We start from the raw sequence: 21333 nt of genomic DNA, 5'->3' as shown, positions 1-21333 counted from the left end.
TCAAAAACGGATCTCAAAGTAAGCTGAGAGAAAAAAATGTCTGTTTCGATTGAGATTTTTAGGTCTTTTCTGCACGAGGGATGAGAAATGAAACGCAGTATGAAACTGGAAATGCTGGGATTGTCGTTATTGTTGGGCTCCATTGGCACCGCACATGCCAGCATGGATTCCTTGGTCGAGACATGTAATTCATGTCATGGAAGTCAGGGCATCAGCACCCATAACGACATCCCGACCATCGCCGGACTGGCAGAGGCCAACATCAGTGAGCAGCTGCGCACTTATCTGGATGGGCGCCCTGCCAAGACCGTTAATCATGTCACCGGTGACACCAGCAAACAGGGGAACATGACCGACATAGTTAAGGGCCTTAGCGACGAGCAGATCGACGAGCTGGCTGCCCACTATGCCGAGCTGCCTTACAAGCCGATGAAGCAGCCGTTCGATGCGGCGCTGGCCAAGGCCGGGCAGAAGCTGCACGAAGAGTCCGGCTGCAAGAAGTGCCACTCGGAAGGGGGTTCAGTGGTGGAAGATGAAGCCTCCATCCTCTCCGGTCAGCCCAAGGGCTACCTGCTGACCTCACTGCAGGAGTTCAAGGTCGGCAAGCGCAGCAACGACGAGAAGATGAACAAGGCCATCATTGCCATGAGCGATGCGGACCTCAAGGCCCTGGCCGAGTACTACGCGAGCCAGCAGTAACCGTCGCTGCACCCACTCCCATTGACGCAGCCACCCTGCCGCCCGCCGGCGGGGTGTGCTCCTGCAACCCGGTCATGACCGTCAAAGGAGCTGTTGTCAGCTCCTTTTTTGCGCACTGGGGGAGATGACACCCGCCGGGTGTCCCTGATCCGGAGTTTCCTATGAAAGATGTCATCAAGTGGCTGCTGCTCGGCTGCCTCTGCCTGGGCACCACCCAGTTTGCCTGGGCCGAGGTGGCCCCGGCTACCGACACCCAGACCACCAACACACAGGCCGTGCCGGCCGGTCAGCCGACGCTGGCCGAACGTCAGGCCAAGGCGGAGAAGAAAAAGGCCGCCGCGAGGAAAGCGGCTGCCCGTTTTGCCAAGTGTGACAAGTGCCACGACGGGGAGGAGGGGATGCACGGCAAGCACGGCAGCGTCACCAACCCCAACACCAATGAAGCGGTCACCTGCACCAACTGTCACGGCAATGCGTCGGCCGATCACCGCAAACAGCGCGGCGGCATGGTCGATGTGATGCGCTTTGGCGACGAGGCGTTTCCCCTCAGCCAGCAAAACGGTGTCTGCATGAGTTGCCACGAACCCGACGATCTGCGCAAGGCGCTGTGGGCTCACGACGTGCACGCCACCCGTGTGACTTGTACCAGTTGCCACCAGTTGCACCCGGCCAAGGAGCCCATGGTCGGCATCCCCGAGAAGTCCCGCATCAAGCTGTGCGTCGACTGCCACAGCAAGCAGCATGAGGCCAAGCAGCAAGCCGCTGTCAAGGAGGGCGCATGAGCACGACCCGTCGCGAATTCATGGTGGGCATGAGTGCCGGCGCCCTGATCCTGATGACAGGTTCGCACCGTGCCCTCGCCAACAGCATGACCATAGAGGGGGTACGCTACGGCATGCTCCACGACGAGATGGCCTGCATCGGCTGCACCGCCTGCATGGATGCCTGCCGCGAGGTCAATCAGGTGCCAGCAGGGGTCGCCCGGCTGCAGATCCTGCGCAGCGGCCCCGTGGGGGCGTATCCGGATCAGGCGTACCGCTTCTTTCGCAAATCCTGCCAGCACTGCGACAACGCCCCCTGCGTGCACGTCTGTCCGACCGGCGCCTCCCACATCCGGGTCGAGGATGGCATAGTCGACATCAATCCCGATCTCTGCGTCGGCTGTCGTTATTGCCTCGCGGCCTGTCCCTATCAGGTGCGTTTCATCAACCCGGTGACCCGCATTGCCGACAAGTGCGATTTTTGCCGCAAGACCAATCTGGCCAATGGCAAGCAGCCCGCCTGCGTGGAGTCATGCCCCACCAAGGCGCTGGTGTTCGGCAATCTGGACGATCCCCAGAGCCCCGTCGCCATGCGGTTGGTGCAGGAGACCACCTATCGCTACAAACAGTTCCTCGGCACCTCGCCCAAGATGTACCGGGTGCCGAAAGGGGAGGTGGCATCATGAGCGCATATCTGCCTGCTGGTTTCTGTCTGATGGGAGGTGTGCACCATGTGGCATGACGCATTCCACTTCGATTCCCTGGTGTGGGACGGCCCCATCGCCGTCTACCTGTTCCTGCTCGGCATCTCGGCGGGGTCGACCACCTTGTCGGTGCTGCTGCGGCGTCAAGGCGTTGGCGGCGAGAGCGGCATCATCAGGGCCACCGCCATACTGGCGCCACTCTCGGTGATCCTGGGGCTCCTGATCCTTATCTTCCACCTGGCTCGGCCCTGGACCTTCTGGAAGCTGATGTTCCACTACCAGTTCGACTCAGTGATGTCGATGGGGGTCATGCTGTTCCAGATCTACATGGCGGTGCTGTTCGCCTGGCTGGCGGTGGTGTTCAGAGTCGAGATCGCGGCGCTGCGTCGGCAGTTGCTGGCGGACAAGCTCGCCTTTGTGGATGGCCTGATTGGCAAGCTTGCGCCGCTCGAACGGCTGCTCGGCCCCGTGCTGTTGCTGCTGGCGGTGTTGCTCGGGGCCTACACCGGCTTTCTGCTCTCCGCCCTCAAGACCTACCCCATGCTCAACAACCCGATCCTGCCAGCGCTGTTTCTGGTCTCCGGCATCAGCTCGGGGGTGGCCTCCACCATCTTGCTGGCGGTGACCCTGTTTCGGGAACATGGCCACAGCCAGGGGGTGAGTTTCGTGCACAGGTTCGAGCGACCCATGGTGGCCATCGAGATCTTCCTGCTGGTCTGCTTCTTCACCGGCCTCTACTTCGGTGGCGGCCAGAAGGAGGTGGCCATGTGGGCGGCGATCGGCGGCGGTTTCTGGTCCCAGGTGTTCTGGTTCGGGGTGATAGGCCTTGGCATAGTGCTGCCCCAGTCGCTGGGGCTGCTTGGTAGCAAGGCGCGGGCGCATCAGCCCGCCCGCTTGACGCTGATCTGCAGCCTGAGTCTGGTGGGCATACTGCTGCTGCGTTACTTCATCCTCTATGCGGGGCAGATGACGGTGATGTAAGGCGCACTGCGCTCGAAAGGCGCTTGGCTGGGCGCAGAGGAAAAGCAAAAAGGCGGGATGATCCCGCCTTTTTCATGGCCGTTTGCCGGTGTTGTTGGTCAGTGGTCGCTCAGGCACTGGCCCCTGGCAGGGCCCGTACTTCGAGGCGTTGCTCGCCGGGGCGGCACACCAGCACGGATCCCTGCTCGAACCAGTCCCCCAGCACGATGCGCCGCGCCGGTTGACCGTCGAGGCTGAAGTCGTGAATGGCGGGCCTGTGGGTGTGGCCGTGGATCATGGTGTTGCAGCCGTGCTGGCGCAGCATCTCGTCGACGGCGGCCGGGGTGACATCCATGATGGTCTGGCGTTTGACGGTTTTCTCCATCCGGCTTTGGCCACGGATCTTGTGGGCGATGGCCTGACGGCGGCTCAGCGGCAACCGCAAGAACAGCCAGCGCAGCCACTTGAACTGGGTGATGCGGCGATACTTCTGATATCCCTCATCCCGGGTGCAGAGCAGATCGCCGTGGCTCAGCAGCACCCGCTCCCCATAGAGCTCGATGACGCAGGGGTCGCCGAGCAGGGTCATGCCCGCCCGCTTGGCAAACTGCTGGCCCAGCATAAAGTCACGGTTGCCGTGGATGAAATAGAGGGGCACCCCCTGCTGGCTCAGGGCCGCAAAGGCCTCGGCGATCTGCTGGTGGAGCGGATTGGGATCGTCGTCGCCAATCCAGAATTCAAACAGATCTCCCAACACATAGAGGGCGTCGGCACCGGGTGCGTCGTGCTCCAGAAAGTGCACCAGCGCGGCCGTCATGTCGGGCCGATCGCTGCACAGGTGAATGTCACTGATAAAGAGGGTGCTCATGATGGCGTGCGAGGTGCCCCGATTATGGCTGTATGGGTCATAGGGTGAGGGTGCCAGTCAAACTGGTCAAGGTTGCGGCCTTCCAGGGTCAACAGCGCCTGATAGGGATCGCCGGACAATTTCAGCAGGCGGCAGATGGCCGCTTCCCCTTTCAGCCCTTGCTGCAGGCGCAGGGCGAGCAGGGTGCGGTAAAAGTCGTGACCAAAGTGCTCGATCAGGGCGGCCATCAGGCTGAGGTGGCGCCAGCCGTTGAGGGTCTCGACCCGCGCCGGGGTGACATAGAGCTCGATGGGCCAGCTGCGGCCATCGGCGTCGGTCAGGGTCTGCTCCAGCAGCCAGATGTCGCTGCCCAGGGCGCGGCGCTGCCAGCCCAGTTCGGCAAACCGGGCGGCCAGCACCGAAGGTGTTGCATGCTGGCAGAGGATGTCGAGATCGCTGCCGGGCCTGTCCAGCCCTATGGCCAGGGTGCTCACCAGCGCCACGTCCAGACACTGGCTTTGCAACTCATCCCACAGGGGCGTGCCGGTGAGCAGGGCGTGGGCCGCGCGCTGGCGCCCGTTGCCGTGGGCCAGATAGTCGAGGCGGCGCCAGTTCGGGCTAGTGGCAAGTGCAGATGGAAAAACTGCGGCCGGGGCCGCAGTCAGTTCATCTCGCAGAAGGCAGAGATCAGTCAGCAAGGGTCACCTTGGTGATCACCACGTCCTCTACCGGTACATCCTGGTGCATGCGGCCGGCGTTGCCGGTCTTGACGCCCTTGATTTTGTTGACCACGTCCATGCCGGCGGTCACTTCACCGAATACGCAGTAGCCGAAGCCCTGGGTGGTGGCGGATTTGAAATCGAGGAAGTCGTTGTTGTTCACGTTGATGAAGAACTGGGCGCTGGCAGAGTGCGGCTCCATGGTGCGGGCCATGGCGACGGTACCAATCTTGTTGGACAGACCGTTGGCCGCTTCGTTCTTGATGGAGGCGCGGGTGTCTTTCTCTTCGAAGCCAGGGGCATAGCCGCCGCCCTGGATCATGAAGCCGTCGATGACGCGGTGGAAGATGGTGTTGTCGTAGTGACCGTCACGGCAGTATTGCAGGAAGTTGGCCACGGTTTCCGGGGCTTTTTCCGCGTTCAGGGTCAGAGTGATGTCGCCGTGATTGGTGTGCAGAGTAACCATGATATGTCCTTTCATTCTTTGGGCAAAAGTTGCGCGGGCAGATAAGCGGCTCGCAGCTTGTTGCATGGGCTATGGCATAAAGTGGTGGCAATTCTAGCCCATAGTGGTCGTCTGGCATAGGGCTGACATGACTGTGAGGCCGGATCCGCCCTGTTTTCTGCCTCGTTTTCTCCACCGGATGCGGGTAGAATGGCAGGCCATTTTACTCACAGGCAGTGGTCATAAGATGCTGAAGATATACAACACACTCACTCGTCAAAAAGAAGAATTCAAACCTATCCACCCGGGCAAGGTGGGCATGTATGTGTGTGGCGTCACTATCTACGATCACTGTCATATCGGCCACGGTCGCACCTTCGTCGCCTTCGACGTGGTGGCCCGTTACCTGCGTTACTGCGGTTATCAGCTCAACTACGTGCGCAACGTCACCGACGTGGATGACAAGATCATCAAGCGCGCCGCCGAGACCGGCGTCACCTGTGACGATCTGACCGAGCGCCTGATCGGCGACATGCACCAGGATTTTGATGCCCTCGGCATGGTGCGCCCGGACGTCGAGCCGCGCGCCACCCAGCACATCAGTGAAATCATCGAACTGGTTGAGAGCCTGATCGCGCAGGATCACGCCTACGTGGCCGACAACGGCGACGTCATGTTCATCGTCGACTCCTACGCCGACTACGGCAAGCTCTCCGGGCAGGATCTGGAGCAGCTGCAAGCCGGTGCCCGGGTCGGCGTGGTGGATGCCAAGCGCAACCCGCTCGACTTCGTGCTGTGGAAGATGTCCAAGCCCGGCGAGCCGACCTGGGAAAGCCCCTGGGGCCCGGGCCGTCCTGGCTGGCACATAGAGTGCTCCGCCATGAACTCCAAGCACCTTGGCAACCACTTCGACATCCACGGCGGCGGCTCGGATCTGCAGTTCCCGCACCACGAGAACGAGATCGCCCAGTCCTGCTGCGCCCACGGTGGCGACTACGTCAACACCTGGATGCACAGCGGCATGGTGATGGTGGATAAAGAGAAGATGTCCAAATCCCTTGGCAACTTCTTCACCATCCGCGACGTCCTGGCCCACTACGATGCCGAGAGCGTGCGTTACTTCCTGATGTCAGGTCACTACCGCAGCCAGCTCAACTACTCGGAAGACAACTTGAAGCAGGCCCGCGCCGCGCTGGAGCGCATGTACACAGCCCTGCGCGACCTGCCGGTGGCCGCCGCTGCCGGTGGTGATGAACAGGTGGCTCGCTTCAAGGAAGCGATGGACGACGACTTCAACACCCCGGAAGCCTACTCCGCCCTGTTCGATCTGGTGCGCGAGATCAACCGCCAGAAGGCCGAAGACATCACAGTTGCCGCAGGCCTGGGTGCCCGTCTGCGTGAACTGGGCGCCGTGCTCGGTATCCTACAGCAGGATCCGGACGCCTTCCTCAAGGGCAATGAGGCCGATGACGAAGTAGCCGAGATAGAGCAGCTGATCGCCCAGCGCAACCAGGCCCGCGCCGACAAGAACTGGGCCGCCGCCGACGCCGCCCGCAACCGTCTCACCGAGATGGGAATCGTGCTGGAAGACAGCGCCGGCAAGACCAGCTGGCGCCGTGCCTAAGGCCGGTGGCCCCGTTGGTGCCAACAGCTTGACCCAATAAAAAACCGCAGCCTTGGGCTGCGGTTTTTTGTGTTCTAAAATCTGTAATCTGTGAAAAATATCAAGCATTATCTCGCTCAGGTAACACCTGATTACTTAACTTACCAATTGCTTTTGGTCCTGGAGCTTTAATACCTTTTTGATGTTTAACTAGAGTCGCCTTTAATAAATATTCGATTTTATTTAAATCTTCTCTTGAAGAAAAACTGTACTTGTAATCACTTCTTAGAGCTCTATAAAGATCGAATAAATAATATGAGTTTTTGTGGACGGAAGTTATGTAACTGTAAAGTTTATCTTCCCATCCTTTAGGCTTTTTATTAAGGATAAGAAGATGGATATTATGTCTAGTTAGGCAATTTTCTTCATTATCTATATGTTTGTACAATAGTGAGCTCATTTTCTTTGAAAATAAATCATCTTTGTACCAACTGACGACATTCATAGGTAGAACATTCAATATAATGCTGAATCTATCCTTGATATCTTTATTTCGAATGGAATCGTCAAGATTGAACATTGTGCCACCAATAGTTGCGTGGCCGTCATGCGCCATTACAGGTGATAAAGCGACAAGAACATTTACTAGTTGACGCCATGATAATAGAATTTCTCTAAGCAAGGCGTGCCTTACATCTGGAGATGTATAGTCACTATTTCGAAGAGCTTTTGAACCAGCATTAATTGACCGCATTAACTTGGTTAGATGATATTGCTCTAATAATATATCAATGTTTTGATTTAATGGCTTACCATAATCATAATATTTGTCTGCATATTGGTCTTTAATTTCACAGGGTAATTTAGAGGTGGATATGCTGTCTGAAATTTCTTTTGATATGACTTCGATCGCTTCTGCTGATGGTTTCCATTGTGCGAAGTCATATATGTTTATATTGTCAGGTATTCCACATTCTTTACTTACTGTTTCTCTAAGAAAAGATATGTCATTTCTAATGATGTCTAGAGCATTATCGCGTCGTCTATCTATACCGGTATAAAATTCAACTATTTCAGGGTATGACAAATAGTTCATTTCATTGAAAACATAGTTCATGAAATCTTCGGATTGGTGCATTCTCTGTGCTGCAAAATAGATTATCCAATATGTAAATCTAAATCTGAATCCTAGCTCCCCCTTAATAATGATGCTATTTTGATATAAAACATCAAAAATGATATCAATATCTAGATCAATCTCATGTTCAGTACAAAATGTTGATATTTCATGTAGGAAGTTTTTTCTGTCAAAAAACGTGATTTCTTGTTTTAATAGGTGTTCGCAATAATATCCGAGAACATATTCTACATCTTTTATATCGGGTTTTGTTTTATAGCTAGGAACAGAATCAGTATTAAATAGTATGGATAGCACTCGTCTTATTATTTCTGTTCTGTTGATAGGGCTCTCTTCAAAATCAACCTCATATGTTTTAAGAATAGTTAGGCAGTTTAATGGTGTTCTTGGGATATTTAAAGTTTCTAAATCAGAAGTTACCTTATTTATGACAAGGTCTTCTTCACCTATAAATCTTGAATTGTTGTATTTAGATACAACATTACGAATACCCCCTCTGGTTAAAGGCCATAGATATAACTGTTCAAAATCTCTATTTTCAGGCAAAGTAATATTACTTGGGTACCCATAGGAATCCTCATTCGTAAACATTATTATTAATGGGATATCGTCATATAATTCGCAGATTCTTGATATAATATCGTTTGATTTATTGTTTTTACAGCTTACATTATCAAGAATAATACAGCTAACATCATCTTTTGTCAGTTTTAACTGGGTTAGCTTAGAGTTGACATAAAGAATTATTTCTTGCTCATAAGGCTTTAATAAACTAGCATCTAAATATAGATATAGCTCAGGTTGTAGTTTACACCAGCATTCAAGGGATAAATGATAAGCGAGAGATGTTAGTCCATATTGTGGGCGTGCAGATATTATATAGTTAATCCGATTATTTATGATGTAATCACAGGCGATCCTAGCTGTATCACTTTTTTTTGTGATAAGTGTTTCATTTATACTGTATATGTTTGGATCAACCCAAACATCATATCTATTAGAGTAACAATGAAGTGTAGAGAAAAGGTCTGCACTTAATTTTTCTTTTATAAGAGCTCTATTGATATCAGAAATTTCTATCGTTTTTTGTTTGTATGTGTGGTGCAGTATTTGATTGCTTGTCAATTGGCATTCATATATTTCTTCAAGATGAGAAATAGACAACGCATAGTTTGTATCATCTCCGCACCGGATATTTATTATGCCTAATACTGAGTTGTTAGTATCTAAAAGAGGTGCCCCACTATATCCACTCTTTATACTTTCATTTGGATATAATTTTAATGATGATAATTTCATGCCATCTTTTTCTAGTTCGACTTTCTTAATTTGTCGGACAGAGATGGATTCTTTTTTTATTTTATCACCTAAAAGACTGAAACCTATGACTTTGCTATCAATAAGACTACCATCTAACTTTAGTGGTAATGGCTTATAGCGTGGCGCTATTGTACTGTTCATTCTTAAAATTGAAATGTCGATGCCGTCCTTATATTTATTAAGGATGACATCTGATGGTATATTATCAATGAATATATTTCCTTTGAGATCATTGATAACATGACCACATGTGGCTATATAATAAAACTCATCATCAGATTTAAAAATAAATCCTGTTCCAAAACTATTATTGCCATCGCAATGTACTTTTACAATGCTTTCAAGCATTTTTAGGCCTCATGGATATCTCAATAACTATGTTGGCTTCGCTATTACCTTTTGCGACAATGAAGTTTCCTTCAACGCCGACTTTTATACCGACAGTTAGTTTTGCTGACTCTACATACATATCTTTATTGAGCTCATTATAAGTATTCTTGATTGGAGTTGTTAGTCTTAAAAGAATATCACTTATTTGATTTATTGATTTTATTGTGTTTTGAGACGACGATATCTCCATTATGTATTCTTGGTTGTTATCTATGTCAACCTCGAACCATATACCATCTTCATTTATAATGCTTTTGCTCATGGTAAAGTTTAGACCTTATAATCGTTATATAAGAATAGTGAGTTAATTAGTGTAAATTACACCTGTATTTTAAAAAAATTACATTATGATGCACTTAGCCGCGTGGATTGTTCCCCTATATCTAATATATTCCTCGAGGCTGCGGGTTGGGCGTTGCCCCCTGTTGTTCGCCGAGGTGAGCCCGTTTGTCCAGGCCGCGAGGCAGGACGCCGAGCGAGCGTCGCTGGGCTAGGGGCCAAACCGGAATTGGACGAGCAACGCTCGGCCCGGTTTGGCGCAAGGACAAGGATGTCCGCAGCGGACTTTGAACGACGCCAGGGATGGTGGAGATCAAAGCCCATCGGCGCGTGCCGTCGGACAAACGGGTGAACCGAGGGCACCCGACGCAGGAGGGCGAACAAGTGGGGGTGGCCTTTCTTTTGGTGACTTTTCTTTGGCCACGCAAAGAAAAGTCACTCGCCCAGCCGCGTAGCGGCGGCGAAACCCCGTCGAGGACAGCGTCCTCGCGTCCTGCATGGCGAAGCCATGCCATTTACGCGTGGGACGACACATCGCAAATCAATGACATTACCCAACCCCTCACCCTAACCCTCTCCCGCAAGGGGAGAGGGGACTGTTACCGCGGTGCAATGCGCTTCGCTTATTGGCACCCTACCTCTCTCCCGCAAGGGGAGAGGGGATCGTTTCCTGGTGCAATGCGCTCCGCTTATTGCACCCTACGTGCATATTGCCCCCAACGTCTCGCCCGAATGGGAGGGGGCGACGCCTCCTGTTGCTTGGTGCCCCATCCCCCTGGATGCTAGGATGCCCAACCATCCTCTTATCCAACCCTTATCAGTTATGGCAAACCGGCTCGTCGACAGTAAAAACAGGATCACTCGGGCAGGGCGCTGGCTCGCGACTCGCGGGGCCGCGCTCTTTGCCGAACTCTCGGAGTTTCAGCAGCGCATCTGGGTGGTCAGCATAGTGAACGACACCTACACGGATACCTTTATCGTCAATGAAGGCAGCTTCGAGGAGCCCATGCAGTGGATGCGGCGCAAGCAGTACGACGACGACATGCTGCAGCGGGTCGATGCCATGCAGCGTTCCCAGGTGATCCAGTTCGAGCTGGGAGATATCCGCCATCGCCTGATGCGGGTCAAATAACCCTGAGCGTGCCCAGTGGCGACGGGTGTTGAGTCAAACGGCATCGGATAAGCCAGTGACCGGGTGGTTGTTTGCGACCCGCGGTGGGGCGCAATGCCGGTCGTCATCACCTGTCTGTTGCGCTGAGAGGGGATAGTCCGCCGGTGCAATGTGCCGTTTGCTTGCAGGGCCCTGTGTTTACAGCAACAGGCGGGGTTATTTCCTCCGCGTATTGGCGCCCTGCGCTATCACCCGGCGGGCTTGTGCCGCCGTTGCCCCCTTCTGCCAGACGTCTCGCCTCGCAGGCACATACTCCCTCTCTATCCGCGACAGTTGCTACCGCCCCTGGCTGTCGCTACCACAATGCGCTGTTGACCGTCAGAGGCAACCAGGGGACCAACAGGCACCTTGGTTATCTTACGGAGCCGTCTCGGCCCGATCCATGGAATTCCATTGAATTAGTGATGCAAGTGTCAGAATTGAATAGTTTTTTGAGCCGGCTCAAGGTCGCGGTGCCGCCTTGGCCCCAGGGCGGCGAGTGATGTGAGTGTTGGCGCGTCACCAAGCTGCGGTATTTGGCCGGTGGCCGTGCGCTGCCGGTGGCCGTGCGCTGCCGGGGGGCGCGAGATCTGCATCACCATCCGTGCCAAGCCAAGCCAAGCCAAGCTGCGGGCTGGGCAAGGGAGCAGGAGAGGGCATCTGGTGCATTGACCCCTCTGCGGTCTGTTGCTCACCCCATGGCAAGGCAGAGGGCTCTTATGCGGCCGGTTTGGCTGCCCGCTGGCGCCGTCTGGCGACGACTGCGAGCAGGGTGGCACATTTAGTCGGCATCAGGCCCCGGCCTTGCTTGTGAAGGAGCCCAGGGGTTGGCTATCGTTTCAGTAATCGACATGCAAGCAGGGAGGTGTGCATGGACAGAATATTGCAGACGTTGTCGCTGCAGGTGACCGAGGCGCGGGATCTGGAGAGTCTGACCCGCCCGCTGCTGGAGATGCTAGAGACGGTCACCGGGCTTGAGTCCACCTATCTGACCGAGATAGACCTGGGTCATGACATCCAACATATCCGCTATGCCCACAACACGGCCGAGCTGCAGATCCCCGAGGGGGGCTCGGTGGCCTGGGGCGATGCCCTCTGCCGCCGGGCCCTCGATGAGGGGCGCTTCTTTACCGACGATGTGGCGAGCTGCTGGGGGGATTCCCAGGCGGCGCGGACGCTCGGCATTCGCACCTATCTGAGTTGTCCCGTGCTGACTCCCTCCGGCTCCCTCTATGGCACCCTGTGCGGCGCCAGCGCCGAGCACAAGCCGCTGGTCGAAGGCTCGGATCATCTGCTTGCCTTCTTCGCCCGGCTGATCGCCGAACAGGTGGAGCGGGAGCAGCTGCTCTTGCAGTTGCAGCGGGCCAACAAGGAGCTGTCACGCCAGGCGCTGAGCGATCCCCTGACCGGCCTGCCCAATCGGCGGGCGCTGATGCACGAACTCAACCGCCTGTTTTCCCTGGCACTGCGGGTCGAACATCCGCTGCTGCTCGCCTTTATCGATCTCGACGGCTTCAAGGCCATCAACGACACTCACGGCCATGCTGCCGGCGATCTGCTGTTGCAGGCAGTGGCGAGGGCACTCTCGAGCGTGCTGCGCGAGGGGGATCTGCTGGCGCGGGTGGGGGGCGATGAATTTGTTGCCGTGGGTGTGGGGCCGCTGTGCGGTGAAGAGACGCTGGAGGCGGCGGTGCAGGGTTTTCAGCGCCGCTTGTTCGAGTGCAGCCAGGTGCAGCTGCCATTGTCTTCCCGCGTGCTGCACTATCCCGGTGCCAGCGTGGGGGTCGTGGCCATAGAGCCGGCCAATACCTCGATCGACGAGGCCCTGCGGCTGGCCGATGCCAGCATGTATGCGGTCAAGCGTCTGCGTCGCACACAGATCTGACGGCGCCAACGGGCAAAAACAAGGGGCCCCGCTGGGCCCCTTATCTTGCTCAACCCGGTTAGCGGGCGGGGAAGTACTTGCCCTGGATCTGCTGAAATTCGCTGCTGGCCAGCACCTGGGTCAGACCGTTCTGGAACTCCTTGACCAGCTCGTCGCTGACCGGGTGGCTGAAGGCGAAGCAGAACTGCTCCGAGCTCAGCATCCAGGCCACCTTGAACTGGGCGGGATCCAGCTGCTGGGTGGCGATGAGATCCATCATGGTGGTCTTGTTGGTGGAGATGAGGTCGACCCGGCCGGAGGTGAGCATCTTGAGCGCCTGGGGCAGGCGGTTGGCGGTCATGATCTTCTGCTCGTCAAAGCCGTTGTTGAGCAGCAGCTGCTCCCCCACGTCGGCCCGCACCGCCCCTATGTTGTACTGCTGGGCATCTTCCAGCTTGGTGAGGGTGAGCGGACTCTTGGCCAGCCCCATCAGCACTATCTCGGCATAGCCGATGGGGCAGGCCCACTTGAACAGCGGATCTCGCGCCTCGGTGCGAGCGGTGGAGAAGAGCACCACATTGGGTTTCTGGGTCAGCAGGTAGTAGCCCCGCGCCCAGGGCATGATGGTGATGGTCTGGGCCGGGGTGTTGGTCTTCTGCCACACCTGATGCAGCAGCTCGACGGCGAGGCCGGTAGGGGCGCCGGCTTCGTTGGAGAAGTTGTAGGGTTTGTACTCTTCGGTGAGGTAGTGCAGCTTGCCAAGTTCAGGGCTGGCCTGGGTGATGGCGGTAAACATGAGCGCGACTATTCCAATCCATTTTTTCATCTTGGCCATCCTGATGGGGTGTTGCTTCATCCTCAAGTGTTACCAAATCGTGATAATTCGCCAATCAGATCGGGGGTTAAATCAAGGGGATGCGAACCCAGGCCGCGTTGAGGTCAGGGGGCGGGCAGGTATTGGAGCCGCAGGCGCTGAAACTCCGGCGAGGCCAGCGCCTGGGTTAGCGCGCGCTCGAATTGCTTGACCACGCCGTCGTCCACCTGACGGCTGAAGGCGTAGCAGAGCTCTTCGGCATCCAGCACCAGGGCCACATTGAAGTCGTCGGCCTTGAGCTGCAGCGCCTTGATGGCGTCATAGCCCGCCAGCTTGCTGGTGGCCAGCAGATCGGCGCGGCCCGACACCAGCATGCGCAGGGCCTGGCTCAGCCGGTTGGCCGGTATGATGCGAGTTTCATCCATGCCCCGGTTGAGCAGCAACTGCTCGGAGGCATCGGCCCGCACCGCGCTGATCCGGTAGGCGTTCATCTGATCGGGGGCGCTCAGGCTGATGTGGCGCTGCTTGTGGGCCAGCAATATGTATTCGGAGTAGCCGATGGGGCAGGCCCATTTGAACAGGGGGTCGCGGGTGTCGGTGCGGGCGGTGGAGAAGAGCACCACATTGGGTTTCTGGGTCAGCAGGTAGTAGCCTCGTGCCCAGGGCAGGATGCGGATGGGCTGGGCAGGCGTGCCGCTGCGTTGCCAGACCAGCTGCAGCAACTCGACCGCCAGCCCGCTGGGCTGGCCGGCCTCATCGCTGAAGTTGTAAGGGGGGTACTCCTCGGTCAGGTACTCCAGCCTGGCGAGATCTGCCTGCGCCGAACCCAGGCACGACATCAGCAGCAGATAACAGCACAACCTTATCCTCATGAGCCCATCCTTGGCGTGAAACTGGCGATCCTCTTGCGCAAGTGTGGGTAAAAAAGCCTGAGATTGCCAGTACTTACCAACGATCCCTGCTGGTTCCCATCAGCTTGAACTGCTCATCACGCAGCCCGACCAGCAGCGCCTTGCCATCCGCTTGCAGCCGAAACTCGCCGTAGCGCGCCGCGTCATACTGCTCCCCCGTGCCCTCTTCGAAGAAGAAGGCGTCGGGCCCGATCAGCCACTGGTTGTCGCTTAGGCGCACCTGCAACAGCCGCTCATTCGGTGCCAGTTGCGCGGGCTTGCCGCCTTCGACCCAGCTGGCCACCTGCTGCCCGTCGAGGCGGATCACCAGGGTATCGCCGCCATTGGCGCGCTCGCTGTCGCGACGGGCACCGAGCTGGCGGGCAATGTCGTAGTTCAGCCGCATGTAATCCCCCTGCATCAGGGAGCGGGGGTCGACCGGCGCCAGCCTGAGCAGCACCACCTCGCCGCTGCTGATGGCGTGCTCGTAACGCCAGACGGTGACGTTGATGCCCGCCAGTATGGCGAGGCCGGTCAGCAGGAGTCCAAGCCGTCTCATGATGGCGTCCTCCCATTGAGGATCTTCAGTAGCTGGCGGGTGCCGAGCAGCAGGGCGCCCGAGCCCAGCAGCAGCCAGGATTTGGTCATCAGGGTCAGCCCCAGATCGTAGTAATAGAGGGAGCCAAAGCCGAGCAGCAGCAGGCCCGCCAGCGTCATCAGCCCCAGGCTACCGGCATAAAAGCCGAGCACCAGCACCAGGGCGCCGGCCCCCATGCCGGGGATGAGGGCGCTGATCAGCACCAGCGGCAGCCCATACAGCAGCGGCAGCTTGAGCCGGATCATGACCCCGAGCAGCAGGGCGGCGCAGAGCAGGGGATTGAGCCAGAGCGGCAGGCGAGAGTGGCCCAGCTCGTCGAGCATGCTGGCGCCCCCGTCCCACAGCGGGTGGTGCAGGCGCCCCAGCACCAGCAGGGAGAGCGCCAGCCCCAGAGTGAGGGATTCGTAGAGTTGATGGTGAACGGGCTGACGCTCCGCCTGCAGCCAGCAGAGGGTGACGGCCGCCATCACCAGCGGCAGGGCCAGCAGTTGCAGGCCGAGACAAGCCAGCCCAAGGGTGAGCAGTATGGCGGCGGCGAAGCTGTGAAACAGTCGGATCAGCCAGTGTTCGAACAGGGCGGCGATGGCGAGCGACAGCAGGGCCAGCCCCAGCCAGAGCGGCGCCGAGTGCGGGTCAATCTGATCGATGAGGCCATAGAGCAGCCAGGCATCGGCGGCCAGCGCCAGTGCCAGCACGAACTGGTCCCACAGATCGCTGCGCTGGGCGAAGCGGTTGAGGCCATAGGCGATGGCCATCAGTACGCTGCCCATCACCAGGGCGCTGTTGGCATCCCGGGTGAGCTGCGAGAACGACATGAACAGGAAGAACAGCAGGAAGAGGGCGGCGATCCAGCCCACCATGCCGAGCAGGAAGCGGCTCGACCAGTGGGGCTGGGTATCATTGGGGACGTCCCCTTCCACCAGTTTGGCCTGTTGCAGCCGCTGCCAGGGGGTCAGATCAGCCATGTTGCCTCCTCCTGGCGGGTTTGCCAGATGCCTTGCTTATGCATGGGACCTCCGTTGCTGTTGCAGCCAGCGGCTGGCCGCGACCGACAGGCCAATGGCAATCAGACTCAGCAGCAGGAAGCCGTCCACGTCGGGCTCCATCCACTTGCCAAGGGCCGCCAGGATCACGGCGATCAGGCTCAGGCAGCCCATGGCGAGCCCGGCGATAAATCTGTGGTGCCAGCGCAGATAGGCGGCGCCAAGCCATGCGATCCAGGCGGGCCAGACCCAGGGGGAGGCGGCATCAAACAGCGCCAGCAACGCCAGCAGGGTGATGCCGAGGCCGGCGGCCAGACCCGGCAGCCAGCTTGGCATCAAGCGCCAGCGGGCCGGTGCCAGCAACAGCAGGCCCCAGAGGGCGGCGTTGAGCAGGGTCAGACACCAGCCCAGCCCCTCTTCATCGAAGGCAAACAAGAAGTTGAACAGCCCGAGTCGCCAGTAGAGCACCAGCGCCAGCTGGCCGAGCAGCCAGCTCAGGGTCCACAGCAAGGGGCTCATGCCGAGTGCCGCCAGCGGCAGCAGCATCAGGGCCCAGGTGGCGAACAGCTGCCAGGGATCGGCGCCGGTCTGATAGGTCTGGCCCACCAGGGCCAGCAGGGCACCGATATTGAGCGCGGCGGCCAGCAGCAGCGCCTGGCGGGGCGTGTCGGCCAGGGGCTTGCGCCACAGCAGCACCAGCATGGCGAGCAGGGGCAGTTCCAGCAGGGCGAGGCGTGAGAGGCGACCCAGCTCCTGCCAGTTGAAGGCGACGAAGAACACCAGACCGGCGCCCAGGCAGAGGCTGCCGAGCCAGAGCAGCAGGCGATCGAACAACCATTGCCAGCGGGCGGGGCCGGGTGGCAGCTCGCACAGGGCGAGGGCGGCGGGCAGGTGCGCCTGGGCGAGGCGTCCGCGTCTGACCCAGTCGAGCAGCGTCTGTCTTGAGGTGAAGTGCATGGGATGCTCCATGAGGTTTGCCGCATTATGCCACCGTCATGGCACTGCGGGACACTCCCCGTGTGCGGGCGTGCGACAGCCGGCAGGGGGGACGCAGGCATCGGCCGCTGGCGGGCAACAAAAAGCCCCGCCTGTTTGAATAGAGGCGGGGCTGGCTTGGGATGACACGACACGGATACCGGCACTGGGCGGGGTAGGCAAGTGCTCACGCTTGCCTCGCCGCCTTCCGGGCCGGCCTGTGTCAGGCGAAGATCAGGGTGCTGACCCCGAGGCCCACAAACAGGATGGCGCAGGCGATGCGGATCCCCTTGAGCGGCAACTTGTCGGCGCCCAGCTTGCCGAGCAGCACCACGGGCACGTTGGCCAGCATCATGCCGAGGGTGGTGCCTGTGATGACCTGCACCAGCGAGTCATATTTGGCCGCCAGCAAGACGGTGGCGATCTGGGTCTTGTCGCCTATCTCGGCGATGAAGAAGAGCACGAAGGTGGCCATGAAGGGGCCGTACTTGTCGAGCGGGCTCTCCTCGTCGTCCATCTTGTCCGGCACCAGGATCCAGGCCGCCATGGCAATGAAGGAGCCGGCGACCAGATAGGTCATCACCTTGGGATCCAGCCAGCGGCTGATGAACTCGCCAAGCCAGGCGGCGCCGGCGTGGTTGAGCAGGGTCGCCGCCAGCATGCCGGCTATGATGGGCCAGGGCTTGCGAAAACGACAGATGAGCAGCAACGCCAGCAGCTGGGTCTTGTCGCCGATCTCGGCGATAGCCACGCTCAGGGTTGAGGTTAACAGGGCTTCCATAAAAATGACCGGGGGACGGAATTGTTATACCTGAGACAAGCCTGCGCCATCCGTCCCCGGTATTGGCACTGGCCCGTCAAAGGTCTTGTCAAATCCACGAATTAGATGGATCACCCTGACCATGGTGAGTTGGCACCAAGCATGTTGATCAGGGTCGCAAACCGGTTTGGGATCGGGCTGCGAGACTACTCCCCCTCGATGGGAGCGGGCATTCTAGGGAAAAATCATCCGCCAGACAAGTGGGTCAGCCGCCCACCAGCTTGACGCTGAAACCGGCCTTCTCCAGCTCAGCTTTGATCAGGTCCCGTTTATCCCCCTGGATCTCGATGATCCCCTCTTTCAGGCCGCCGCCGGTACCGCACTTCTTCTTGAGCAGGGTGGCGATGGCCTTCTGCTGTTCGGCCGGTACGCCGTGGATGCTGATGACGCCGGCACCCTTGCGCCCCTTGGTCTCGCGCCGGATGCGCACCACGCCGTCGGCGGGGAAGGGAGAAGCGGATGGGGACTGGGTCTGTTCCTTGATGATGCCGCCGTCCGTGCTGTAAACCAGGCGGCTGTTGTTGTCGTGACTCATGGCAGTTATTTGTGAGTTAGCTAAGCGGAGTTTGATTTTACTCAAATTAGCGTGGGAAACACGGATTATAATGCCCCGAGTGAAAGCGAATTATTATTGTTTAACTTCAGGAGTCAGTCATGGTACTCGCGCAGTTGTCACCGGGACAGAGTGCTCGCATCAAGAACATGAATCAGTTGACCCGTCCCCTGCGGCGCAAGCTGATGGTGATGGGCTTGCTGCCTCAGACCGAAGTCATCTACCTGCGCGCGGCACCGCTGGGTGATCCGCTCCAGATCCAGTGTCAGGGGATCTGTCTCTCCATGCAAAAAAGCCTTGCCCTGCAAATCGAGGTTGAACCGGTATGAATTATTCCCTGGTAACCGTCGGCAACCCCAATAGCGGCAAGACCTCCCTGTTCAACGCCCTGACCGGGGCCCGCCAGCAGGTGGGCAACTGGAGCGGCGTCACGGTCGACAAGAAGATGGGCGAGTTCTCCGCCCAGGGGCACGACTACAAGCTGATGGACCTGCCCGGCATCTATAGCCTGGCCAATCAGGAAGGGAGCCTGGACGAGCAGATCGCCAGCCGCTTCGTTCAGGGCCAGCAGCCGGATCTGCTGCTCAACGTCATCGATGCCGCCAACCTGGAACGCTCCCTCTATCTCACGCTGCAACTGCGCGAGCTGGGGCTGCCCATGGTGGTGGTGCTCAACAAGATGGACATATTGCAAAAGCGGCGGCTGGTCATAGATGAGACCTTGCTGGCCAAGGCGCTCGGCTGCCCCGTGGTGGCCCTGTCGGCCCACAACCGTCAGCAGGTCGCCGCTTTCAAGCACCAGATCCAGCAGTTCATCGGCCAGCCCCAGCCCGCGCTGCTGCTCGATTACGGCAGCGACCTTGAAAAAGATCTGGCGGAGCTGGAGACCCTGCTCGCCCCGCACCACCTCACCGCCCGTGGCCGCGCCCTGCGCCTGCTGGAAGAGGATGCCGTGATGCAGGAAACCCTGCTGCCCGGCCAGCAGGCCGCCGCCGCCAACGTGGTGGCCCGTGCCCATCATGCCCAGGACATAGATCTGCAACTGGCGGATATCCGCTATGGTCACATTCACCAGTGGGCCAGCCAGGCGTGTCAGCAGAAGGGCAAGCTCACCATAGCCCAGAGCGAATGGCTGGATCGGGTGCTGCTCAACCGCTGGGTCGGCATCCCCTTCTTCCTGCTGGTGATGTACCTGATGTTCATGTTCGCCATCAAGGTGGGCAGCGCCTTCATCGACTTCTTCGACATCATGGGCGGCGCCCTGTTCGTGGATGGCGTGCACCACCTGCTGGGGCTGATCCATGCCCCGGACTGGCTGGGAGCCATACTGGCGGACGGCTTCGGGGTCGGCTTGCAGACGGTGGCCACCTTTATCCCGGTGATCGGCTGTCTCTACCTGTTTCTGGCGGTGCTGGAGAGCTCAGGCTACCTGGCCCGCGCCGCCTTCGTGGTGGATGCCCTGATGCGTCGCCTCGGGCTGCCGGGCAAGGCGTTCGTGCCCATGCTGATGGGCTTTGGCTGTACAGTGCCGTCTGTGATGGCGACCCGCACCCTCAACTCGGAGCGGGAGCGGCTGATGACCTCCGCCATGGCCCCCTTCATGTCGTGCGGTGCCCGCCTGCCGGTCTACGCCCTGTTTGCGGTGGCCTTCTTCCCCGAATCGGGTCAGAACCTGGTGTTCGGTCTCTACCTCATCGGCATTCTGGTGGCCGTGCTCACCGGCCTGCTGCTGCGCAGCACCCTGTTGCCGGGCAAGAGCGACTCCATGCTGATGGAGATGCCGGATTACGAGTGGCCGCGTCCCATCAACGTGGGGATCAAGACCTGGCAGAAGCTCAAATCCTTCGTGTTCGGCGCCGGTAAAACCATAGTGCTGGTGGTCGCCGTGCTGAGCGTGCTCAACTCGCTGGGCACGGATGGCAGCTTCGGCCACCAAGACCAAGAAAGCTCTGTGCTGAGCAAGATAAGCCAGGCCGTGACCCCTGTGCTGCACCCCATAGGTGTGCGCGATGACAACTGGCAGGCCACGGTCGGTATCGTCACCGGCATCTTCGCCAAGGAGGCGGTAGTGGGTACTCTCAACAGCCTCTACGCCGGCAGCAACGGGGATGAGGAGGAGAAGGAATTCTCCCTGCTTGCCAGCTTCAACGAGGCCATCGCCGCCGTCGCCACCAACCTGGCCGACATAGACCCGTCCGATCCCATGGGGATCCAGGTCGGCAATCTGGATGACCAGCAGGCCGCCGCCGAGGCGCAGGAGGTAGATGTCTCCACCTACGGCAACATGCAGACCCACTTCGACGGTGCCGCCGGTGCCTTTGCCTACCTGCTGTTCGTGCTGCTCTACATGCCGTGTGCTGCCGCCATGGGTGCCCTGGTACGGGAAACCGGTCGCCAGTGGGCGCTGCTGACCGCCGCCTGGTGCAACTACACGGCCTTCCTGTGCGCCACCGTCTTCTATCAGGCGGCCACCTTTGCCGCCCACCCCGAGCAGAGCCTGCTCTGGATCGGCAGCTATGGCCTCTCCCTGTTGCTGCTCTGGTGGCTGGGCCGTCGTCACGGCGACATAGTCGCCCGCAAGGTGGTGGCCCTGTGATCCTGCGGGAGCTCGGCGCCTATCTCGCCGCACAGCAGAAGGTGAGCAGGCGGGATCTGGCGCGCCACTTCCGCACCTCGGAAGATGCGGTGGAGGCCATGCTCGGTGTCTGGATGCGCAAGGGCCGGGTCGCCAAGCGGGAGACCCAGGTGTGCGGCGGCAGCTGCTGCGGCAAGAGCCAGGAGGTGATGTTCGAGTGGTGCGAGCCGGGCCAGATAGGCTTGG

General features: G+C 58.3%; 22 protein-coding genes. 10 read left to right on the top strand and 12 right to left on the bottom strand.

Going from position 1 to position 21333, the window contains the following annotated elements; genetic code table 11:
- Positions 1 to 87: 87 nt before the first annotated feature.
- The 4 genes from pdsA (at position 88) to nrfD (ending at position 3145) form a co-directional block, all read left to right on the top strand.
- On the top strand, positions 88 to 699 hold the full coding sequence (gene pdsA / locus BN1118_RS13355; RefSeq protein ID WP_043556581.1) for a periplasmic diheme shuttle PdsA: 612 nt from the start codon (positions 88 to 90) through the stop codon (positions 697 to 699).
- A 161-nt stretch (positions 700 to 860) separates the two neighbouring features.
- Positions 861 to 1481, top strand: a complete 621-nt coding sequence (gene netB, locus BN1118_RS13350) for an Nrf-like electron transfer protein NetB (RefSeq protein ID WP_043556580.1) — start codon at positions 861 to 863, stop codon at positions 1479 to 1481.
- Entirely contained in the window at positions 1478 to 2146 is a 669-nt protein-coding gene (locus BN1118_RS13345; RefSeq protein ID WP_043556578.1) for a 4Fe-4S dicluster domain-containing protein, read from the top strand. The genes netB and BN1118_RS13345 overlap by 4 nt, the downstream gene beginning before the upstream one ends.
- 45 nt (positions 2147 to 2191) lie before the next feature.
- Positions 2192 to 3145, top strand: a complete 954-nt coding sequence (gene nrfD / locus BN1118_RS13340) for a cytochrome c nitrite reductase subunit NrfD (protein WP_043556576.1) — start codon at positions 2192 to 2194, stop codon at positions 3143 to 3145.
- 109 nt (positions 3146 to 3254) lie between these two features.
- Here nrfD and lpxH read toward each other — a convergent pair whose 3' ends face one another.
- Genes lpxH through BN1118_RS13325 form a run of 3 tightly spaced genes read right to left on the bottom strand, consistent with a single transcriptional unit; the run spans position 3255 to position 5156 of the window.
- Entirely contained in the window at positions 3255 to 3992 is a 738-nt protein-coding gene (gene lpxH / locus BN1118_RS13335) for a UDP-2,3-diacylglucosamine diphosphatase (RefSeq protein WP_043556574.1), read from the bottom strand.
- Positions 3989 to 4669, bottom strand: coding sequence for a DUF4269 domain-containing protein (locus BN1118_RS13330; RefSeq protein ID WP_043556572.1), 681 nt, complete (start codon positions 4667 to 4669; stop codon positions 3989 to 3991). The genes lpxH and BN1118_RS13330 overlap by 4 nt, the downstream gene beginning before the upstream one ends.
- Positions 4659 to 5156, bottom strand: coding sequence for a peptidylprolyl isomerase (locus BN1118_RS13325; protein ID WP_043140873.1), 498 nt, complete (start codon positions 5154 to 5156; stop codon positions 4659 to 4661). The genes BN1118_RS13330 and BN1118_RS13325 overlap by 11 nt, the downstream gene beginning before the upstream one ends.
- A gap of 226 nt (positions 5157 to 5382) precedes the next feature.
- Here BN1118_RS13325 and cysS point away from each other — a divergent pair, with 226 nt between their 5' ends.
- Positions 5383 to 6759: a cysteine--tRNA ligase gene (gene cysS, locus BN1118_RS13320; protein ID WP_043556571.1), complete on the top strand. Its 1377-nt coding sequence runs from the start codon at positions 5383 to 5385 to the stop codon at positions 6757 to 6759.
- 100 nt (positions 6760 to 6859) lie between these two features.
- Here the strand turns inward: cysS and BN1118_RS21780 are convergent, their stop codons facing one another.
- On the bottom strand, positions 6860 to 9544 hold the full coding sequence (locus BN1118_RS21780) for a serine protease (protein WP_156994965.1): 2685 nt from the start codon (positions 9542 to 9544) through the stop codon (positions 6860 to 6862).
- A complete protein-coding gene (locus tag BN1118_RS21775) occupies positions 9537 to 9848 on the bottom strand; it encodes a CU044_2847 family protein (RefSeq protein ID WP_156994963.1) in 312 nt (103 codons plus the stop codon). Before BN1118_RS21775 ends, BN1118_RS21780 begins: the two co-directional genes overlap by 8 nt.
- A gap of 840 nt (positions 9849 to 10688) precedes the next feature.
- Between BN1118_RS21775 and BN1118_RS13315 the strand changes: the two genes are divergently transcribed.
- Positions 10689 to 10997 (top strand): hypothetical protein, encoded by a 309-nt coding sequence (locus BN1118_RS13315; protein WP_043556569.1) that lies wholly within the window; start codon positions 10689 to 10691, stop codon positions 10995 to 10997.
- Positions 10998 to 11886: 889 nt separating this feature from the next.
- A complete protein-coding gene (locus BN1118_RS13310) occupies positions 11887 to 12900 on the top strand; it encodes a GGDEF domain-containing protein (protein ID WP_043556567.1) in 1014 nt (337 codons plus the stop codon).
- A gap of 58 nt (positions 12901 to 12958) precedes the next feature.
- Here the strand turns inward: BN1118_RS13310 and BN1118_RS13305 are convergent, their stop codons facing one another.
- From BN1118_RS13305 to BN1118_RS13275, 7 genes are all read right to left on the bottom strand, one after another.
- Complete coding sequence (locus BN1118_RS13305) at positions 12959 to 13705, bottom strand: substrate-binding periplasmic protein (RefSeq protein ID WP_043140889.1); 747 nt, start codon at positions 13703 to 13705, stop codon at positions 12959 to 12961.
- A gap of 113 nt (positions 13706 to 13818) precedes the next feature.
- Entirely contained in the window at positions 13819 to 14565 is a 747-nt protein-coding gene (locus tag BN1118_RS13300; RefSeq protein ID WP_043556565.1) for a substrate-binding periplasmic protein, read from the bottom strand.
- A gap of 73 nt (positions 14566 to 14638) precedes the next feature.
- Complete coding sequence (locus tag BN1118_RS13295) at positions 14639 to 15142, bottom strand: GDYXXLXY domain-containing protein (RefSeq protein ID WP_043140895.1); 504 nt, start codon at positions 15140 to 15142, stop codon at positions 14639 to 14641.
- Entirely contained in the window at positions 15139 to 16146 is a 1008-nt protein-coding gene (locus BN1118_RS13290) for a DUF4401 domain-containing protein (RefSeq protein WP_043556563.1), read from the bottom strand. The genes BN1118_RS13295 and BN1118_RS13290 overlap by 4 nt, the downstream gene beginning before the upstream one ends.
- A gap of 36 nt (positions 16147 to 16182) precedes the next feature.
- A complete protein-coding gene (locus BN1118_RS13285; protein WP_043556562.1) occupies positions 16183 to 17121 on the bottom strand; it encodes a DUF2157 domain-containing protein in 939 nt (312 codons plus the stop codon).
- Positions 17122 to 17362: 241 nt separating this feature from the next.
- Positions 17363 to 17920: a TMEM165/GDT1 family protein gene (locus tag BN1118_RS13280; RefSeq protein ID WP_042866068.1), complete on the bottom strand. Its 558-nt coding sequence runs from the start codon at positions 17918 to 17920 to the stop codon at positions 17363 to 17365.
- 244 nt (positions 17921 to 18164) lie between these two features.
- The gene (locus BN1118_RS13275) at positions 18165 to 18494 is read right to left on the bottom strand and encodes a translation initiation factor (protein WP_043556561.1); all 330 of its coding nucleotides are present in this window, start codon (positions 18492 to 18494) and stop codon (positions 18165 to 18167) included.
- A 119-nt stretch (positions 18495 to 18613) separates the two neighbouring features.
- Here BN1118_RS13275 and BN1118_RS13270 point away from each other — a divergent pair, with 119 nt between their 5' ends.
- From BN1118_RS13270 to BN1118_RS13260, 3 genes are all read left to right on the top strand, one after another.
- On the top strand, positions 18614 to 18841 hold the full coding sequence (locus BN1118_RS13270) for a FeoA family protein (RefSeq protein WP_043140907.1): 228 nt from the start codon (positions 18614 to 18616) through the stop codon (positions 18839 to 18841).
- Entirely contained in the window at positions 18838 to 21108 is a 2271-nt protein-coding gene (gene feoB, locus BN1118_RS13265) for a Fe(2+) transporter permease subunit FeoB (RefSeq protein ID WP_043556558.1), read from the top strand. The genes BN1118_RS13270 and feoB overlap by 4 nt, the downstream gene beginning before the upstream one ends.
- On the top strand, positions 21105 to 21333 hold a 229-nt coding region (locus BN1118_RS13260), incomplete at its 3' end, for a FeoC-like transcriptional regulator (RefSeq protein ID WP_043556555.1). The genes feoB and BN1118_RS13260, both read left to right, overlap by 4 nt.

It is taken from the genome of Aeromonas bestiarum (genome assembly GCF_000819745.1).
Classification (GTDB): domain Bacteria; phylum Pseudomonadota; class Gammaproteobacteria; order Enterobacterales; family Aeromonadaceae; genus Aeromonas; species Aeromonas bestiarum.
The sequence above is the reverse complement of the archived record's forward strand: the minus strand, read 5'-3'. Positions and strand labels throughout refer to the sequence as shown.

Coding starts and splice junctions, on each gene's coding strand:
- pdsA (WP_043556581.1), top strand. CDS start 88: ATGAAACGCAGTATGAAACTGGAAATGCTGGGATTGTCGTTATTGTTG.
- netB (WP_043556580.1), top strand. CDS start 861: ATGAAAGATGTCATCAAGTGGCTGCTGCTCGGCTGCCTCTGCCTGGGC.
- BN1118_RS13345 (WP_043556578.1), top strand. CDS start 1,478: ATGAGCACGACCCGTCGCGAATTCATGGTGGGCATGAGTGCCGGCGCC.
- nrfD (WP_043556576.1), top strand. CDS start 2,192: ATGTGGCATGACGCATTCCACTTCGATTCCCTGGTGTGGGACGGCCCC.
- lpxH (WP_043556574.1), bottom strand. CDS start 3,992: ATGAGCACCCTCTTTATCAGTGACATTCACCTGTGCAGCGATCGGCCC.
- BN1118_RS13325 (WP_043140873.1), bottom strand. CDS start 5,156: ATGGTTACTCTGCACACCAATCACGGCGACATCACTCTGACCCTGAAC.
- cysS (WP_043556571.1), top strand. CDS start 5,383: ATGCTGAAGATATACAACACACTCACTCGTCAAAAAGAAGAATTCAAA.
- BN1118_RS21780 (WP_156994965.1), bottom strand. CDS start 9,544: ATGCTTGAAAGCATTGTAAAAGTACATTGCGATGGCAATAATAGTTTT.
- BN1118_RS21775 (WP_156994963.1), bottom strand. CDS start 9,848: ATGAGCAAAAGCATTATAAATGAAGATGGTATATGGTTCGAGGTTGAC.
- BN1118_RS13315 (WP_043556569.1), top strand. CDS start 10,689: ATGGCAAACCGGCTCGTCGACAGTAAAAACAGGATCACTCGGGCAGGG.
- BN1118_RS13310 (WP_043556567.1), top strand. CDS start 11,887: ATGGACAGAATATTGCAGACGTTGTCGCTGCAGGTGACCGAGGCGCGG.
- BN1118_RS13305 (WP_043140889.1), bottom strand. CDS start 13,705: ATGAAAAAATGGATTGGAATAGTCGCGCTCATGTTTACCGCCATCACC.
- BN1118_RS13300 (WP_043556565.1), bottom strand. CDS start 14,565: ATGAGGATAAGGTTGTGCTGTTATCTGCTGCTGATGTCGTGCCTGGGT.
- BN1118_RS13295 (WP_043140895.1), bottom strand. CDS start 15,142: ATGAGACGGCTTGGACTCCTGCTGACCGGCCTCGCCATACTGGCGGGC.
- BN1118_RS13290 (WP_043556563.1), bottom strand. CDS start 16,146: ATGGCTGATCTGACCCCCTGGCAGCGGCTGCAACAGGCCAAACTGGTG.
- BN1118_RS13285 (WP_043556562.1), bottom strand. CDS start 17,121: ATGCACTTCACCTCAAGACAGACGCTGCTCGACTGGGTCAGACGCGGA.
- BN1118_RS13280 (WP_042866068.1), bottom strand. CDS start 17,920: ATGGAAGCCCTGTTAACCTCAACCCTGAGCGTGGCTATCGCCGAGATC.
- BN1118_RS13275 (WP_043556561.1), bottom strand. CDS start 18,494: ATGAGTCACGACAACAACAGCCGCCTGGTTTACAGCACGGACGGCGGC.
- BN1118_RS13270 (WP_043140907.1), top strand. CDS start 18,614: ATGGTACTCGCGCAGTTGTCACCGGGACAGAGTGCTCGCATCAAGAAC.
- feoB (WP_043556558.1), top strand. CDS start 18,838: ATGAATTATTCCCTGGTAACCGTCGGCAACCCCAATAGCGGCAAGACC.